This is a genomic window from Neptunitalea chrysea, from assembly GCF_027924145.1.
GTDB classification, from domain to species: domain Bacteria; phylum Bacteroidota; class Bacteroidia; order Flavobacteriales; family Flavobacteriaceae; genus Neptunitalea; species Neptunitalea chrysea.
The window spans coordinates 14,253-30,909 of sequence record NZ_BRVP01000002.1; the positions used below are offsets into that span (position 1 = coordinate 14,253).

18 protein-coding genes are annotated in these 16,657 nt (G+C 32.3%); 13 read left to right on the plus strand and 5 right to left on the minus strand.

The features are described 5' to 3' along the window. Positions 1–108 precede the first annotated feature (108 nt). Positions 109–516, plus strand: a complete 408-nt coding sequence (locus NBRC110019_RS01200) for an acyl-CoA thioesterase (RefSeq protein ID WP_281751492.1) — start codon at positions 109–111, stop codon at positions 514–516. On the opposite strand, the gene NBRC110019_RS01205 is transcribed toward NBRC110019_RS01200, so the two are convergent. From NBRC110019_RS01205 to ribD, 3 genes are read right to left on the minus strand one after another with little or no spacing between them, the layout of a single operon-like run. Then, positions 499–1,110: an IMPACT family protein gene (locus tag NBRC110019_RS01205; protein ID WP_281751886.1), complete on the minus strand. Its 612-nt coding sequence runs from the start codon at positions 1,108–1,110 to the stop codon at positions 499–501. The two genes, NBRC110019_RS01200 and NBRC110019_RS01205, sit on opposite strands and share 18 nt — an antisense overlap. Beyond that, positions 1,110–1,733 (minus strand): HAD family hydrolase, encoded by a 624-nt coding sequence (locus tag NBRC110019_RS01210; RefSeq protein WP_281751494.1) that lies wholly within the window; start codon positions 1,731–1,733, stop codon positions 1,110–1,112. Before NBRC110019_RS01210 ends, NBRC110019_RS01205 begins: the two co-directional genes overlap by 1 nt. Continuing rightward, a complete protein-coding gene (gene ribD, locus NBRC110019_RS01215; RefSeq protein ID WP_281751496.1) occupies positions 1,726–2,766 on the minus strand; it encodes a bifunctional diaminohydroxyphosphoribosylaminopyrimidine deaminase/5-amino-6-(5-phosphoribosylamino)uracil reductase RibD in 1,041 nt (346 codons plus the stop codon). Before ribD ends, NBRC110019_RS01210 begins: the two co-directional genes overlap by 8 nt. Before the next feature lie 37 nt (positions 2,767–2,803). On the opposite strand from ribD, the gene NBRC110019_RS01220 reads away from it, so the two are divergent. The 4 genes from NBRC110019_RS01220 to NBRC110019_RS01235 are packed head-to-tail and all read left to right on the plus strand — an operon-like array spanning position 2,804 to position 6,832. Beyond that, positions 2,804–3,280: a GNAT family N-acetyltransferase gene (locus NBRC110019_RS01220; RefSeq protein ID WP_281751498.1), complete on the plus strand. Its 477-nt coding sequence runs from the start codon at positions 2,804–2,806 to the stop codon at positions 3,278–3,280. Then, the gene (gene prmC / locus NBRC110019_RS01225) at positions 3,280–4,143 is read left to right on the plus strand and encodes a peptide chain release factor N(5)-glutamine methyltransferase (protein ID WP_281751500.1); all 864 of its coding nucleotides are present in this window, start codon (positions 3,280–3,282) and stop codon (positions 4,141–4,143) included. Before NBRC110019_RS01220 ends, prmC begins: the two co-directional genes overlap by 1 nt. A 3-nt stretch (positions 4,144–4,146) precedes the next feature. Beyond that, positions 4,147–6,141, plus strand: coding sequence for an NAD-dependent DNA ligase LigA (gene ligA / locus NBRC110019_RS01230; protein ID WP_281751502.1), 1,995 nt, complete (start codon positions 4,147–4,149; stop codon positions 6,139–6,141). 7 nt (positions 6,142–6,148) lie between these two features. Beyond that, positions 6,149–6,832, plus strand: a complete 684-nt coding sequence (locus NBRC110019_RS01235; protein ID WP_281751504.1) for a hypothetical protein — start codon at positions 6,149–6,151, stop codon at positions 6,830–6,832. A gap of 659 nt (positions 6,833–7,491) precedes the next feature. Here the strand turns inward: NBRC110019_RS01235 and NBRC110019_RS01240 are convergent. Together NBRC110019_RS01240 and NBRC110019_RS01245 are read right to left on the minus strand one after the other, a co-directional pair. Further along, positions 7,492–8,406 (minus strand): bifunctional metallophosphatase/5'-nucleotidase, encoded by a 915-nt coding sequence (locus NBRC110019_RS01240; protein WP_281751506.1) that lies wholly within the window; start codon positions 8,404–8,406, stop codon positions 7,492–7,494. 3 nt (positions 8,407–8,409) lie between these two features. Beyond that, complete coding sequence (locus tag NBRC110019_RS01245; RefSeq protein WP_281751508.1) at positions 8,410–9,171, minus strand: 5'-nucleotidase C-terminal domain-containing protein; 762 nt, start codon at positions 9,169–9,171, stop codon at positions 8,410–8,412. Between the two features lie 79 nt (positions 9,172–9,250). On the opposite strand from NBRC110019_RS01245, the gene NBRC110019_RS01250 reads away from it, so the two are divergent. The 8 genes from NBRC110019_RS01250 to recN all read left to right on the plus strand — a co-directional run bounded on the left by NBRC110019_RS01250 (position 9,251) and on the right by recN (position 16,615). After that, positions 9,251–9,766: a DUF6913 domain-containing protein gene (locus NBRC110019_RS01250; RefSeq protein ID WP_281751510.1), complete on the plus strand. Its 516-nt coding sequence runs from the start codon at positions 9,251–9,253 to the stop codon at positions 9,764–9,766. Positions 9,767–9,768: 2 nt separating this feature from the next. Then, on the plus strand, positions 9,769–10,662 hold the full coding sequence (gene dapA / locus NBRC110019_RS01255; RefSeq protein ID WP_281751512.1) for a 4-hydroxy-tetrahydrodipicolinate synthase: 894 nt from the start codon (positions 9,769–9,771) through the stop codon (positions 10,660–10,662). Then, positions 10,662–11,576, plus strand: a complete 915-nt coding sequence (locus tag NBRC110019_RS01260; protein WP_281751514.1) for an ion channel — start codon at positions 10,662–10,664, stop codon at positions 11,574–11,576. Before dapA ends, NBRC110019_RS01260 begins: the two co-directional genes overlap by 1 nt. A 113-nt stretch (positions 11,577–11,689) precedes the next feature. Further along, positions 11,690–12,481 carry an outer membrane protein assembly factor BamD gene (locus tag NBRC110019_RS01265; protein WP_281751516.1) on the plus strand — a complete coding sequence of 264 codons (792 nt, stop codon included), beginning with the start codon at positions 11,690–11,692 and terminating at the stop codon, positions 12,479–12,481. Between the two features lie 15 nt (positions 12,482–12,496). Further along, entirely contained in the window at positions 12,497–12,817 is a 321-nt protein-coding gene (locus tag NBRC110019_RS01270; protein ID WP_281751518.1) for a DNA-directed RNA polymerase subunit omega, read from the plus strand. A gap of 8 nt (positions 12,818–12,825) precedes the next feature. Then, on the plus strand, positions 12,826–14,028 hold the full coding sequence (coaBC, locus tag NBRC110019_RS01275) for a bifunctional phosphopantothenoylcysteine decarboxylase/phosphopantothenate--cysteine ligase CoaBC (protein WP_281751520.1): 1,203 nt from the start codon (positions 12,826–12,828) through the stop codon (positions 14,026–14,028). Then, positions 14,021–14,908 carry a type IX secretion system protein PorD gene (porD, locus tag NBRC110019_RS01280; RefSeq protein ID WP_281751522.1) on the plus strand — a complete coding sequence of 296 codons (888 nt, stop codon included), beginning with the start codon at positions 14,021–14,023 and terminating at the stop codon, positions 14,906–14,908. Before coaBC ends, porD begins: the two co-directional genes overlap by 8 nt. 54 nt (positions 14,909–14,962) lie before the next feature. Continuing rightward, positions 14,963–16,615 (plus strand): DNA repair protein RecN, encoded by a 1,653-nt coding sequence (recN, locus tag NBRC110019_RS01285; protein WP_281751525.1) that lies wholly within the window; start codon positions 14,963–14,965, stop codon positions 16,613–16,615. Positions 16,616–16,657 lie beyond the last annotated feature (42 nt).

The window sequence follows — 16,657 nt, forward strand, 5'->3', positions numbered from 1 at the left end:
ATTGAAAAAAAAAACGGTTAGAGTATTGAATTTTAAAAAAAAAATACACGTATCGTCTAACATTAATTTAACGTTGCTTTAACGGTAAAAAAAAATCTATATTACAATATGAATTTCTCACATACATGCAGTACTCGTATAAGATACGGAGAAACGGACCAAATGGGAGTTGTATATCACGGAAATTACCCACAATTTTTGGAAATGGGTAGAACAGAGCTACTTAGAGTTAAAGGGGTATCTTATAAAGAGATGGAAGATGCCGGAATTATGTTACCTGTAATTAGTCTAAATATAGAATATAAGAAATCAGCTTTCTATGATGATATAATTTATATTAAGACTAATTTACATGAAAAGCCCACTGTAAAAATCACTTTTGACTATGAAATTACTAATGAACATGGAGAGTTATTAACAAAAGCAACGGTTGTTCTTGCGTTTATGAGTAAGACCTCTAGAAAGCTAATGCGGTGCCCTAAAGATATTCTTGAAAAGTTAGGATATCCTCTTTAGTATAATTTCGTAGTAAGGAACAAAAGCAGCTTCACTTATTTCTGCTTCTGATTTTCTGATAGAAAAAATAATCTCACAATTCATTTCCATTTTTTGAGAAATAATGTTGAGATTTTTTTCCTTAATAATTCGCATGACATTATTGATGTCTTTATATTCAAAATTGATTTTGTATACAGCATCAATTGTTTTTTCAATAATTTGCGCTTCTTCAAGAGCTATTTGCGCAGTGGTTCGGTATGCGTTAATTAATCCGGGGACTCCTAATTTAATACCACCAAAGTAACGAACAACAATAATGAGTACATTGGTAATTTCAAATGATTGTATTTGCCCATAAATGGGCATTCCTGCGGAGTTGTTTGGTTCTCCATCATCATTTGCGCGGTAATGTATAGTTTCTGTGCCTAGTTGCCATGCATAACACCAATGCCTGGCGTTATAGTGTTGTTTTTTTATTGTGTCAATAATATCTTTAATTTCGTCTTCCGTAGTAACCGGATAGGCGTATCCAAAAAACTTACTGTTTTTATCTTTAAATAAAACTTCTTCGGTAGGTGCTTCTAAGGTTTTGTAAAAATCCTGATCCAATATTAGTGTTGCTTAAAGGGGTGTGGTTGATTAAATAAATTGGTGATATCATCTTTTCCAGGAATTAAGTTCCATGTGTGTATGCCTAACGATTTTGCCGTAGCAATATGTTCTGCTGTGTCATCTATAAATAAGGTTTCTTCGGGAGTTAATTGACTATCTTTTAAAACGTATTCAAAAATAGAGGCATTGGGTTTTCTTAATTTTATCTCATACGATAAATAAAACTTCTCAAAGCAGCCTTTAAATAAGTCAAATTTTTCTTGGGAAATAGTATTTATAAAATACTGTATATGTATGTCATTGGTGTTGCTTAATAAGAATAAACGATATTCATTTTTCTCAGCTAAACTTTTTATAAAATCAAATCTTGGTTGAGGAACATCTAGCAGTATGGCATTCCATGCTTCTAGTAACTCATCGGTTGCCGCATTTTTAAATACACTTTTATAGAAGTCAACAAATGCTTCACTGCTCATTAAGCCCATTTCGTAGTCATCATTAACTTTTAGCATTTCGGGGGTTAACTCAAATGCTCCAAACTTTTCGGTAAGCTTGGCAACGGTTGCCGTTTTATCTAAATTGATGAATACATCCCCAAAATCGAATATGATATTTTTAATCATGATTTCTAAATATGGTTAATTGGTTTTTTAAAATGATTGTTTTTTCAATTACTGTGCCCTGCAATTCAGGAGCCTTTATACCTTCAATAAAATTGTTTTCTCCCTCAAAAATACGAGTTTCATCCCATAGGTTTTCGTCTATAAAGGTTTGAAGTGTTTTAGCTCCTCCTTCAACAATAAGACTTTGTAGATTATACTTATAAAGGATATCGCATATTTGCGTAGCTAAATTTTTAGAAAAATCTATTTTCTCAAAGCAAGTATTGATATCATTTTCCCTAAGATGTTGTGTAATAATAATGGTTTTTACTTCATCATTATATACATTAGATGTTTCGGGGATACGTAAATTTTTATCTATTACTATTCTCGTTGGATTGTTTCCATACCATTCTCTGGTGGTTAAAGAAGGGTTGTCTTCTAAAGCAGTATTTGTGCCTATTAATATAGCTTGCTCTTCACTTCTCCATTTGTGCACTAATTGTTTAGCATAGGTGTTAGAAATCCAAACAGGAGCAATAGTATCTTTTGTTTCAGGAGCAATACATCTATTAGCTGTTTCTGCCCATTTTAAAATAATGTAAGGGCGTTTTTTGGTGTGAAAAGTAAAGAAACGTTTGTTAAGATCTTTGCATTCATCTTCTAAAATTCCCATAGTTACATGGTGTCCGGCTTCCATTAATTTTTTAATACCTCTTCCGGCAACTTCAGAATAGGGGTCTATAGTTCCGATAACCACATTCTTAATACCATTTCTTATAATTAAATCAGAGCAAGGAGGGGTTTTTCCATAATGACTACAGGGTTCCAGACTTACATAAATAGTAGATTCTTTAAGTAATTCTTTGTTTTTAACCGATGCAATCGCGTTTACTTCAGCATGCGGTTCTCCTGCTTTTACATGCCATCCTTCTCCTATTATTTGATTATTATATACTACGACACTTCCTACCATAGGATTAGGGTATGTACTACCAAGTCCATTTTTGGCTAATTGAATACAGCGTTTTAGGTATTTTTCATGTATCTTCACCTCGCAAAAATACTATTTTATAAACAGAAATTCAGGAATGAAGATAAGGGAAATTCAACCCGAAGATAATAAAGTTGTAGCGCAGTTAATTAGAAGTGTTTTTGATGAGTTAAATATTCCTAAAACGGGCACGGCATATGAAGATGTGTCTTTAGATAAGATGTATGAAACCTATCAGTTACCACGATCTAATTATTTTGTAGTAATGTCTGAAGGTGTAATAGTTGGTGGAGCCGGTGTAGCCCCGTTGCAAAATGATTCATCTGATATTTGTGAACTTCAGAAGATGTATTTTTTAAGAGAAGCCAGAGGAAAAGGAGCCGGATTTAATATAATGGAGTTGTGTTTAAAAGCGGCAAAAGATTTTGGTTTTGAGAAATGTTATTTGGAAACCATGCCTTTTATGGAAGAAGCCCAAAAGTTATACAAGAAATTTAATTTTAAGTATTTAGAAACCCCAATGGGGTGTACAGGTCATACTTCTTGCCCAGTATGGATGATTAAGGATTTATAATGAAATTAAAAGAATTACATATAGCTTTTCAGGATGCATTATTTGGGTTGACTGATAAAGAAGAAATAAATAGTTTTTTCTTTATGTTGACGGAGCATTTCGTTAAGATATCCAGACTTCAACTTGCATTACAACCTGATCTTGAAATAAATGAGGAGCAACGTGATTTAATGTTACATGCTTTAGAGGGGTTAAAAAAAGAAAGACCTATACAATATATAATAGGTAAAGCGTTTTTTTATGATTTGGTTTTTGAGGTAGATGAAAATACTTTGATACCAAGACCTGAAACGGAGGAATTGGTAGATTGGATTGTTTCGGATGTTAAAGGGGTAGGGATTGAAAATCCGCAAGTGTTGGATATAGGAACCGGAAGCGGATGTATTGCCATAACGGTAGCTCATGAACTACCAAAAGCAGCAGTATTGGCACTAGATGTTTCTGAAAAGGCTTTAGAGAAGGCTTATAATAATGCTAAATTGAATAAGGTAAATGTGACTTTTAAAATACAGGATATTTTAAAAGTAGATTCTCAGATGTCAGATTTACCATTATGTTCAGTTATTGTATCTAATCCGCCTTATGTTAGGGAATTAGAAAAAAAGGAAATGAAGAAGAATGTATTGGAGTATGAGCCTGATACAGCTTTATTTGTTTCTGATGGAAATCCACTTCTTTTCTACGATAAAATAAGCGATATTGCTTTAACTAACCTAGAAGAGGGCGGACTCTTATATTTTGAGATAAACCAATATTTAGCTAAGGAAACCAAAGAATTAGTTACTTCTAAAGGATTTAAAGAGGTAACATTACGTAAAGATATTTACGGAAATTATAGAATGTTAAAAGCTATTAAAGCATAGTTTATGACTGATAAAGAAAGAATACTTCAATTAAGAGAAGCGTTAACAAATTATAACTACCAGTATTATGTTTTAGATACTCCTGTGATATCAGATTATGAATTTGATATGAAGCTTAAAGAGTTGCAGGATTTAGAAGCAAAGTATCCGGAGCTTTTTGATGCTAATTCGCCAACGGTACGAGTAGGTGGTATGGTGACAAAAAATTTTGAAACCGTAGTGCATGATTATCGGATGTATTCTTTAGAAAATTCGTATTCTAAAGAAGATTTGGAAGATTGGGAAAAGCGTATTCAGAAAATTATTGGAGATGATACGGTAGCGTTTACTTGTGAGTTAAAGTATGATGGTGCTTCGATGAGTTTAACCTATGAGAATGGGGTGTTGGTTAAAGCAGTAACCAGAGGAGATGGATTTCAAGGGGATGATGTTACCAATAATGTAAAAACAATTCGTTCAGTACCATTAAAGTTAACAGGAGATTATCCGGCTAAATTTGATATTAGAGGAGAGATTGTTTTGCCTTATGAGGGGTTTGCTAAAATGAATCAAGAACGTATTGAAGCGGGAGAAGATCCATATATGAACCCGAGAAATACGGCAAGTGGAAGTTTGAAATTACAAGATAGTGCAGAGGTAGCTAAACGACCTTTGGATTGTTTGTTATATAATATAGTAGGAGAGAATTTAGGGATAACTAAGCAGTTTGAGAGCTTAGAAAAAGCTAGAGCCTGGGGGTTTAAGGTACCTAAAGAATCGAAGCTTTGTAATTCTACAAAAGAGGTAATGGAATTTGTGAATTACTGGGATGTTTATAGACATAATTTGCCTTATGAAACCGATGGTGTTGTAATTAAAGTGAATTCGTTTCAGCATCAGGAAGAGTTGGGTTATACTGCTAAAGCCCCTAGATGGGCTATGGCTTATAAATTTAAAGCAGAGCAAGTAGTAACAAAACTAGATAAAATCACCTATCAGGTTGGTAGAACGGGAGCCATAACTCCAGTAGCTAATTTAGAACCGGTTTTACTTGCCGGAACAACTGTAAAAAGAGCTTCTTTACATAATGCCGACCAAATAGCAAAGCTGGATATTAGAGAAGGTGATATGGTTTTTGTAGAAAAAGGAGGAGAGATTATTCCTAAAATTGTAGGGGTTGATTTTGCTCAAAGACCGGTTGATTCTGTACCAACAAATTACATTAATGCTTGTCCGGAATGTGGAGCTGAACTTGTTAGAAAAGAAGGAGAAGCGCAACACTATTGCCCAAATTACATGGGGTGTCCGCCGCAAATTACAGGTAGGATTCAACATTTTATATCGAGGAAAGCGATGGATATAGAAGGTTTGGGAGCAGAAACTGTAGAATTATTATTTAAAGAAGGTTTAATTACTAATTATGCTGATTTATACACCCTACAAGTAGGCGAGTTACTACCGTTGGAGCGCATGGCTCAGAAAAGTGCAGAGAACTTAGTACAAGGAGTAGAGAAGTCTAAAGAGATTCCATTTGAAAGAGTGTTATTTGCTTTAGGAATTAGATATGTAGGAGAAACTGTAGCTAAAAAATTAGCGAAGCATTATAAATCTATAGATGCTATTATAAGTGCGAGTTTGGAAGAATTAGTAGCTGTGGATGAAATAGGAGTTAAAATTGCTGAAAGTGTTGTAGATTTTCTAAAGAGTGAAGAGAATATAGTGCTTATAAGTAGATTAAAGTCGTACGGGCTTCAATTTGAAATAGCTAAGGAAATTTTAGAAAGTCAAACTGAAAAATTATTAGGAGTTACTTTTGTAGTGTCAGGAGTTTTTGAGTCAGTTTCTAGAAATGAGTTGAAAAAGATGATTGAAGATAATGGAGGGAAAGTAGCTTCTTCAATATCTTCGAAAACCAATTATATTGTTGCGGGTGATAATATGGGGCCTAGTAAAAAAAACAAAGCTGAAAAACTAGGTGTACCAATAATTTCTGAATATGATTTTAAAGAAATGATTTGAAGATATAATGTTTAAGAAAAAATTAGCCAATTTCTTTTTAGCTCTGTTGTGTTTGCATGCAGTATTTTATTGTGTGCTATACTTTCTTGACATTTATGGATTCTCTAGGGTAATAGCAGTATTTTCGATTCCGTTACTAATAGTTTATTATGTTTTGAAATCTGTTAAGATAGATTATTTCTTTATAGTTTCTTTGACTTTTGTTTTTATAGGAGATGTTATTAATAGCTTTTATCCTGTTGTTTACAATATGTATATAGTTTTATATGCATTGAATTTGGCATATTATAGTTATTACATTTTACGTGAGTTAGGAGATAAAATGACTGTTAAAAATGTTTTATTGCCCGCTATTCCATATACAGGATTGTATATTGTAACCTTTTACTATTTAAGTGCTTATTTGAGAGGTGTATCTGTAGAATTAATTCTTATATATAATTTTTTTATGGGAGTTTTTGTTGTGAGTACTTGGATAAAATTTATGGTTTCTAAAGGAAAAGGAAAAATATATTCACTAGTATCAAGTACAGCAATTATTTTAATGTCTATACTTTTTATGTTTAATGAATTTATATATTTCAATAAAATAGTTAACGACTTTATTATCAATTTCTTATTTTTGGGGGCACATTTGTTTATGACGTTGTATGTTGTAGATAAAGAAAATGCCAAATACAACCCCAAATAGCCCTAAATGAAGGTAAAATTATTCCCGATGCTTTTGTTTCTAAATACCTTTTTATATGGTGTTCTAGGGTACTTTAAAATTGATTTTTATAATGGTGTTTTTTCTTTTTTAACGATTCCTATTATATCCTTATTTTACATTACACAGAAGCAAGGTAAAGGTTTAAATTATGTTTATTTAATTAGTTTACTGGTTCTTACATTAGCTGATTTTGTAGATTCAGTAATCAGAGTGGAGTTGTTTTCGTTACCCTTGTTTGGTATTGGGCTATATCTTTATGCATTTCTAGTAATATCTAAAGTGAATCATCTAAAAGTAAGCACTATAATAAAAGTGAGTTTCCCTTTTTTGCTTTTGTATTTGGTTCCATCGATTTACTTTTATAAATATTTTGAAGAATTGGAAATACCGCTGCTAATTCATAATTCTGGACTTGGATTTTTTGTATTTACAGTTTTTATAAAAATAGTAAATGAGAACTCTATAAAATCTAATATTTACTTATTTTTAAGTGGTACAATCTTGTTTACTACAGTATTGCTAAGAGCTTATGTTATGTTTATATCCTATAGTAGTTTTATCAACTCATTTATTATAATACCAGGTTTTAGCATTGCTAATTATTGTATGTCCAAATATATACTGAAGATTAAATATCATTAAACAATTATAGATTTCCCTGTTGATGTTACTACAGATTCGTTATCAAAATAAAAATCGATTCTGCCGACATTAATCCCATAACAACCTACTTGATTCACCAATACATCCTTGTTTATTTTATTTTTAACTATAGCAGGTTTTTCTAAAAATGTATGTGTGTGACCACCAATAATTAAATCAATGTCTTTTGTGTTTGCAGCTAAAACTAAATCAGATACTTTGTTTGGATTATTATTATATTGATATCCTAAATGTGATAAACAGATAACTAAATCGCACTTTTCGTCTTCTTTTAATTCTTTAACAATGTCTTGTGCAATTTCAATAGGGTCTAAGTATACTGTTTCTTTATAGTTTTTCTTGTCAACTAAGCCTTTTAGTTCTATGCCTAAACCAAAAACGCCAATTTTAACTCCTCCTTTAACAAAAATTTTATAAGGCTTAATTAATGTTTCTAGCGGAGTGTTAACAAAAGTATAGTTGGCGCAAACAAAATCAAAATTAGCATTTGGCATTTGAGCTAGTAATCCGTCAATTCCATTATCAAAGTCATGATTACCAATAGTTACAGCATCATAACGTAACATGCTCATTAACTTAAACTCAAGTTCTCCACCATAATAGTTAAAATAGGGACTTCCCTGAAATATATCACCTGCATCTAGTAGTAACGTATTTTGATTTTCATTTCTAACCTGTTCAATTAGGGTGGCTCTTCTAGCAACTCCACCTTGATTAGGAAAGACAGGATGATCTGCCGGAAACGGATCTATATGACTATGAACATCATTTGTATGTAAAATGGTGATATGGCTTTTTGGATTGTTGTTGCAGGCAGTAAGACTTACACTTCCTAGTCCAACAAGTGCAGCACCGGCTGCAGTTTTATGTATAAAATCTCTTCGTTTCATAGTCTATTTATAAAGGTATAGTCTTTTATCGGTTGCCGTTTTTAAGGTATCTTGTTTAGCGAAATAGTCAATCATGGCTTTTCTAATTAAATAGTCTAGAGAGGTAGTTTGGATAGAATCTTTGAAAAATTCCATATTATCTCCTCCTGATAAAAGATAGTCTGAGGTAGCAACATTATAAGTTTGGTTCTTATTAGGTATTTCACCTTTAATTGTATAATTTCGTATAGCATCGGTAGGACTAATTTCAAGATGAAATTGTTTGGATACAGGATGTGCTTTTTTGTTTTTAATTAAGTAATCGGCTATTTTTAAAATAGCTTCATAAGGTAATTCAACAACTTCAATAGAGTTTTCAAAAGGCATTACCTCATAGGCGGTTCTTGTAGTAACGTTACCTTCTGGAATAGTGGCTCTAATACCGCCGTAATTTAATAAGACAAAATCAATATCTTTTTGAGTGCGCTCATGAAAAATAGGATTGACCTGCTCGTATACTATGTCGGCCATTAGATTTCCGAGTGCTGTATTTAGGTTAATCGCTTTTTTACTTAAGTATTCAGGGTTGTAGCACAAAACTTTGTTAAGGTCAGATTTTATATAGTCTCTTTTGGGTTTTATAAAATTTTCTATCTCAGTAACTTGACTTAAAGAATCGTTAATATTAATTTGGGATGCTTTTATTTCCCTTAATTTTTGCGGTTCTTTGGAACAGCTAAAAGATAAAAATAATGTTATAATTATAACAAAATGTTTGATTTCCATAGTTTAAAAAATAGTTATATAACAAAGTTTTAAAAAAAAATATTTAATAAATTTGTAATCAGGAAAATAATAAAATTAGATGATATTAGATGGTGTAAGGAAAAAAATTATCAATAAATTAAGAAATGGGGCGAGAGATAATGATACTGTCAGATTTGAATTTAATGAGATAAAGAAAGTTGCCATTTTAGTGGACTTAGATAACTTTAAAAATCCTAATCTTTTATTTACAGCATTTAAAACGTTAGCGTTAAAAAATGCATCACTCGAAGTAATAGGTTATGTAAAGAAAAAAGAAGTAGAAATAGAATATGTAATACCGGTATATCAAAAGAAGGAGGTGGGGTTAATTGGTAAATTAAAGAGTGAGCCTCTTTCTGGGTTTGTGAATAAAAAGTATGATGTGTTAATTAATTACTTTTCTGAAGAGGTGTATGAGTTAGTGTTGGTTTCAACCTTGACTAAAGCATCTATTAAAGTTGGTTTTCCAACTATTGATAAGAATTGTAATGATTTGATATTGAACTGTGATTTTGATAAAACAACGCAGTTTTTTGAAATGTTAAAGAATTATTTGAAAGTAATAAAGAAGTAGAGATGCGATCAAAATTTTTAGGGACAGGTGTTGCTTTAGTGACTCCTTTCAGAGAAGATAATGCGGTTGATGTAGAGGCATTAGAGCGTTTGGTAAACTATGTTATAGATAGAGGAGTAGAATACCTTGTTGTTTTGGGTTCTACTGCAGAGACAGCTACTTTAAATAAGGAGGAAAAACAGTTAGTTATAAGTACCGTTAGAACTGTAAATAACGGAAGAGTTCCTATGGTTTTAGGAATGGGGAGTAATAATACTGCTGAGTTGGTGTACGAGTTGACTACAACAGATATGCATGGTTTCGATGCTATATTATCGGTTTCTCCTTATTATAATAAACCAACACAGGAAGGTATTTATCAGCATTTTAAAATGGTAGCTGAGAACTCTCCGCTACCTATTATATTATATAATGTACCAGCAAGAACGGGCTCTAATGTGTTACCTTCAACGGTATTACGTTTGGCACACGAATTTGATAATATCATAGGGGTGAAGGAAGCATCTGGTGATTTAACACAAGCAATGCGAATTTTAAATGCAATGCCTAAGGATTTCCTAGTTATTTCGGGAGATGATATGATGGCATTGCCAATGGTTTTAGCCGGAGGAGCTGGTGTTATTTCAGTAATAGGTCAAGGTGTTCCCAAAGAGTTTTCAGAGATGATTCGTTTAGGATTGTTAGGTAAACATAAAGAAGCATTTTCTCTTCAATATAAATTAATGAAGTGTATTGATTATATTTTTGAAGAAGGAAATCCGGCTGGTATTAAAGCGTTATTAGAAATACATGGAGTGTGTTCTAAATCAGTTCGTTTACCATTGGTACCAGCATCAGAACATTTATATGCTAAATTAGTGCGTTTTACAGAAGCTTTTAATGCTATATCAGTGTAATGTTTAAAAGGCTCAACGATCCAGGTTTTGGTAATTTTTCAACGCGTAATATGCAACGTTACGTAAACAAAGACGGAACGTTAAATATTAAGCATTTAAATAAAAAAAGAAATATTTCAGCCGCGTATAGCTATTTAATAGATATATCGTGGCTGAAATTTTTTATACTGGTAATAGTTTCCTATACAGTTATAAATATTGTATTTGCACTAATCTATTTGCTTATAGGTATAGAGAATCTTACTCCTTCTACAGCTAGTTTAGGTCATGATTTTTTTAATGCTTTTTTCTTTTCTGCACAAACGATTACTACTGTAGGATATGGAGGTATTTCACCCGAAGGGATTGTTACGGGGCTTATTTCTTCATTTGAGGCGATGTTAGGGCTTATTTGTTTTTCGTTTGTTACAGGATTGTTGTATGGTAGATTTTCAAAACCCAAAGCGAGTTTGGATTTTAGCGAGCATGTAGTACTAAATGAACATCGTGGAGTAAATAGCATAATGTTTAGAATTATGAATACCCGAAGAGCTGCTATGATTAGACCTAAAGTAGATGTGATATTATTAAAATCGGACTTAGTAGGAGATCGTTATAAAAGTAATTTTTATAACTTAGAGCTTGAAAGAGATACCATAACCTATTTATCTACTACTTGGACAGTAGTTCATCCTATTAATGATAAAAGCCCTTTAATTAATTATTCTTTAGAAGAATTAAAACAATTACATGCAGAGATCGTTATATTAATCTCGTATTACGATGATTCTTTTAATCAGGAGGTACACCAAGTGCATTCTTATGTGCTTAATGAATTACTTTTAGACAGCCGTTTTGAAAAGGCATTTACCTTTAATGAAGAAGGTGTAATGGAGTTTGATCATGGTAAGTTTAATAGCACAATACAAAAATAAAGTTAAAGTTTAGGTTTGTACTATTTATACACACTTTAAAAGTATATTTTAGCCGAGCAAAAAATCTTTTGTAATACCATTAAAATATCTAATTTTGCAGAATGTTTAAAAATATGAAATACGTAGGTTACTTAGTTATAGTATTTATTGTTGCAACTTCTTGTAGCTCTTATCAAAAAGCACTTAAAAGTGAAGATGTAAAGGTTAAGTACGATTTAGCTGAAAGTTTATACAAAGAAGGTAAATATCCAAAAGCGAATAGACTGTTTGAACAAATATTACCTAAATATGCTGGTAAACCTCAAGGGGAAAGAGTAGTTTTCATGTATGCAGATGCTTTATATAAAGATGAGGATTACTATACAGCTGCATATCAGTTTGAGCGTTTTTCAACATCATATCCTAATAGTCAGAAATCGGAAGAAGCCGCGTTTTATTCCGCAAAGTCATCGTATATGTTGTCTCCTGTTTTTTCTATTGATCAGGCGGATACATATTCAGCATTAAATAAACTTCAAGGGTTTATTAATAATTATCCGCAATCTGAGTTTTTATCGGAGGCCAATGAAATGGTTCAGAAACTTACAAGTAAGCTTGAAAAGAAAGAGCTAGAGATAGCTAAGAACTATAGTAAAACATATTATTATAAGTCGAGTATTAAATCAATAGATAATTTTCTATTAGATTATCCAGGGTCATCTTACAAGGAAGAGGCTTTATTTGTGAAATTAGATGCTTCGTATAAATTGGCTATAAATAGTTACGAATATTTAATTAAAGATAGGTTGTTAGAAGCTCAGGAAGCTTATGATGATTTGTTAAAGTATTTCCCAAATACTACATTTGCAGATCAGGCAAGTAAGATACAAGAAGATATTAAAGAAGAATTAAGTAAAAGATCATAAATATTACAAGAGAGAATGAGTAATTTAAAGAAAACTGAAGCACCTGTATCAACCGTTACTTATGATAAAAATGAGTTTGATGCATCAACACAAAATATTTATGAAGCTATTGCTATTGTTGCTAAGCGTTCAATTCAAATTAACTCTGAAATTAAAAAGGAGCTAATTGAAAAGTTAGATGAGTTTGCAACATACAATGATAGCTTAGAAGAGATTTTTGAAAATAAAGAACAAATCGAGGTTTCTAAGTATTACGAAAAATTACCAAAACCACATACGCTTGCAGTAGAAGAGTGGTTAGATGGTAAAATTTATTTTAGAAACACAGAAAAATAATACGAACAATGTCTTTTTTAAGCGGTAAAAAAATCCTGTTAGGAGTTACCGGCGGTATTGCCGCTTATAAAACTACATATTTAGTACGTTTATTTATTAAAGCTGGCGCACAGGTTCAGGTGGTAATGACAAAAAATGCCAAAGAATTTGTGACGCCTTTAGTGCTTTCTACCCTTTCTAAAAATCCAGTATATTCAGATTTTGTTAAAGATACTCATTCTGGTGAGTGGACAAATCATGTGGAATTAGGATTATGGGCAGACCTCATGCTTATTGCACCAGCTACTATTAATACGTTAGCAAAAATGGCTACGGGCGATAGTGATAATTTATTGCTTACTGTGTACAGGTCTGCAAAATGTCCTGTGTATTTTGCTCCGGCTATGGATTTAGACATGTTTAAGCATGAAAGTACAAAGAATACGTTTAAAATTCTGGAGTCTTTCGGGAATAATATGATTCCGTCTGAATCGGGTGAATTGGCCAGTGGTTTAGTTGGAGAAGGTCGTATGGCAGAGCCAGAAAATATAGTAGCATTTCTTGAAAAAGATTTGGCTAAGCATGCGCCTTTGCATGGAAAAAAAGTACTTATTACAGCAGGGCCAACTTATGAGGCTATAGACCCAGTTAGGTTTATAGGGAACCATTCTTCGGGTAAAATGGGATATGCTATTGCAGAAGAGGCACACAGGCTAGGAGCTGAAGTTATTTTAGTTTCGGGTCCTACGCATATGCAACCCAATGCTCCGGTACATTTAATTAGAGTAACAAGTGCGCAGGAAATGTATGATGCCGTTCATGAGTATTATAGTGCTGTGGATATTGCTATTCTTGCTGCGGCAGTTGCAGATTATAAGCCGGCAAATGTAGCAGAACAGAAAATAAAAAAGAGTACTTCTACGTTATCAATAGAACTAGCGCCTACAAAGGATATTTTAGCATCGTTAGGGGATACTAAATCGAAACAGTTTTTAGTTGGTTTTGCTTTAGAAACTGAAAATGAATTGGAGAATGCTAAAGGAAAACTGACTAGAAAAAAGTTAGATGCTATAGTTCTAAATTCTTTAAACGATAAAGGTGCTGGTTTTGGAAAACCAACAAATAAGATTACCTTTATTGATGCCGATTCAGTAACACCTTTTGACGTTAAATCGAAAGATGAAGTGGCAAAAGATATATTTAACGAAATAATTATCAGATTACATGCGTAAGTTTTTCTTGGTTGTTTTTTTAGTTTGTACTGTAGTATCATATAGTCAAGAGCTGAGTTGTATTGTTACCGTTAATTCCCAAAAGGTAGGACAAACAAATAAGCAGATATTTGCAACATTAGAAACGGCTCTTAATGAGTTTATGAATAGTAAAAAATGGACTAACAAAACTTTTAAGCCAAAGGAACGCATCAAATGCAATATGCAGATTATTGTAGATTCGTATTCCGATAATAGTTTTTCAGGCTCAATCCAAGTGCAATCTTCAAGACCTGTTTTTAACTCTTCGTATACGACTCCTATTTTAAATATAAATGATAAGCAGTTTTCTTTTACATATCAGGAATTTGAGCCATTGTATTATAATTCGAACAGATTTGAATCTAATTTAACCTCTGTTTTAGCGTTTTATGCGTATGTTATTTTAGGTGTTGATGCCGATTCGTTTAAAATGCGTGGAGGTACAATGTATTATAATGAGGCAAAGAAAATTGTTAATATAGCTCAGAGTAGCAATTTTTTAGGTTGGAAACAAAATGATGGTGATAGAACAAGATATATGTTGATAGACAATCTTACATCTAATTTTTATAGAGAATATAGAACGGTATTATACAACTATCATTTAAAAGGGTTAGATAGAATGGAATCTAAGCCAGAGGCTGCAAAAAAGACTATAGCATCAAGTTTACAGTTGTTTAAAAGTATGAATGCCAGACGTCCTAATTCATATCTTTTGCAAACTTTCTTCGATTCTAAAACAGATGAAATAGTTCAGTTATTTACAGGAGGTCCTGAAATGAATACTACACAACTTACGAACTCGCTAAATCAACTTATGCCAACATATAAGACTTATTGGCGAAAAATAGAATATTAGGCGTTTTATTCTCAACAAAATAACAATTATATTTGAACTCTAAATTGAGTATTATTGTTAACTTCACTTTCTATAAAAAATTATGCCTTAATAGATGAACTTAAAGTTAAGTTCTCTCGTGGCTATACTATTATTACCGGGGAAACAGGTGCAGGTAAATCTATATTGTTAGGAGGCTTGTCTTTGGTTTTAGGTAAACGCGCAGATCTTACGGTGTTAAAATCCAAGGAAGAGAAATGTGTAATCGAGGCAGCTTTTCAGATAGCCGATTATAATTTACAATTGTTCTTTGAGGATAATGATGTAGATTATGAAAAAGAAACTATTGTTAGAAGAGAGATTTTACCTAGCGGTAAGTCTAGAGCTTTTATTAATGATACCCCTGTGAAGTTATCTGTACTAAATAATTTGGGAGTTAGGTTGATTGATGTACATTCTCAGCATCAGACACTTGAACTTACAGAGGAAGAGTTTCAGTATTCCATCATAGATGCTGTTTCATCTAATTTTAATACTATTTCAGACTACAAATCTCTTTTGAGTGTTTATAATAAAACCAAATCTGCATACAAAAAGCTTATAGCGGAACAACAAGAGGCAGCTAAAGAATACGAGTACAACACTTTTTTATTAAAGGAATTACAAGAGTTAAAATTAGAAACCTTAAATAAAGAAGAACTTGAGTCTACTTATGATCAGCTTTCTAATGTAGAGGATATTAGAGAGAAACTAGCACATTCGTTACAGTTAATAAATGTAGAAGAAGTAGGGCTGCAAATTACGGTGACAGAGTTAAAACAAGTGTTTGGTAAACTAGCGCCTTTTGGAAGTGTTTATAATGCGTTAAATGAGCGAATTCAATCTATACTTATAGAGGTAGATGATATTAATACCGAACTGATTACTTTAGAGGAGGGGTTAGAATCAGATCCGGTTACTTTAGAAAAGTTACAGGTAACCTTACATAAATTATTTGCTTTAGAGAAGAAACATGGTGTTTCTGGTATAGCTGAATTATTAGAGGTTAAGGCCAGTTTAGAGAAGAAAGTTTCGGTAACAGAAAATGCAGAAGAAGCGATTGCAGAAAAACAATTGGAATTAACCAACCTCGAAAATAAATTAGATGCTTTAGCTACTAAAATCCATAAAGCTCGCAAGAAAGCAATTCCTGTTTTAGTTAAAGAACTAGAGGCTATTATAAGTGATTTAGGGATGCCTAATGCTAAATTTAAAATTGAAGTTACGTTACAGGATAGGTATTTATTAAATGGGAAAGATCATCTTACATTTTTATTCTCAGCCAATAAAGGAGGGCATTTTGGGGATTTAAAGAAAGTTGCATCAGGAGGTGAATTGTCTAGAATTATGCTAGCCATAAAATCAATTCTGTCAAAATATATGAAGTTGCCAACTATTATGTTTGATGAGATAGATACCGGAGTTTCTGGAGAAATTGCAATTAAGATGGCAGATATAATGAAATCTATGAGTGAGCATATGCAGGTGTTTTGTATTACACATTTACCCCAAGTAGCAGCTAAAGGAAATACGCATTTTAAGGTGTATAAAGAGAGTACTTTACTGGGTACTACAAGTAATTTAAAATCACTAACAAAACAAGAGCGAATAACTGAGTTGGCACAAATGCTTGGAGGAGAAAAAGTTACAGAATCGGCCTTAACACATGCGAAAGAACTTTTGAGTTAAAAAATTAAACTATCTTTGTGGGTTAGAAATTAAGAAATAAAC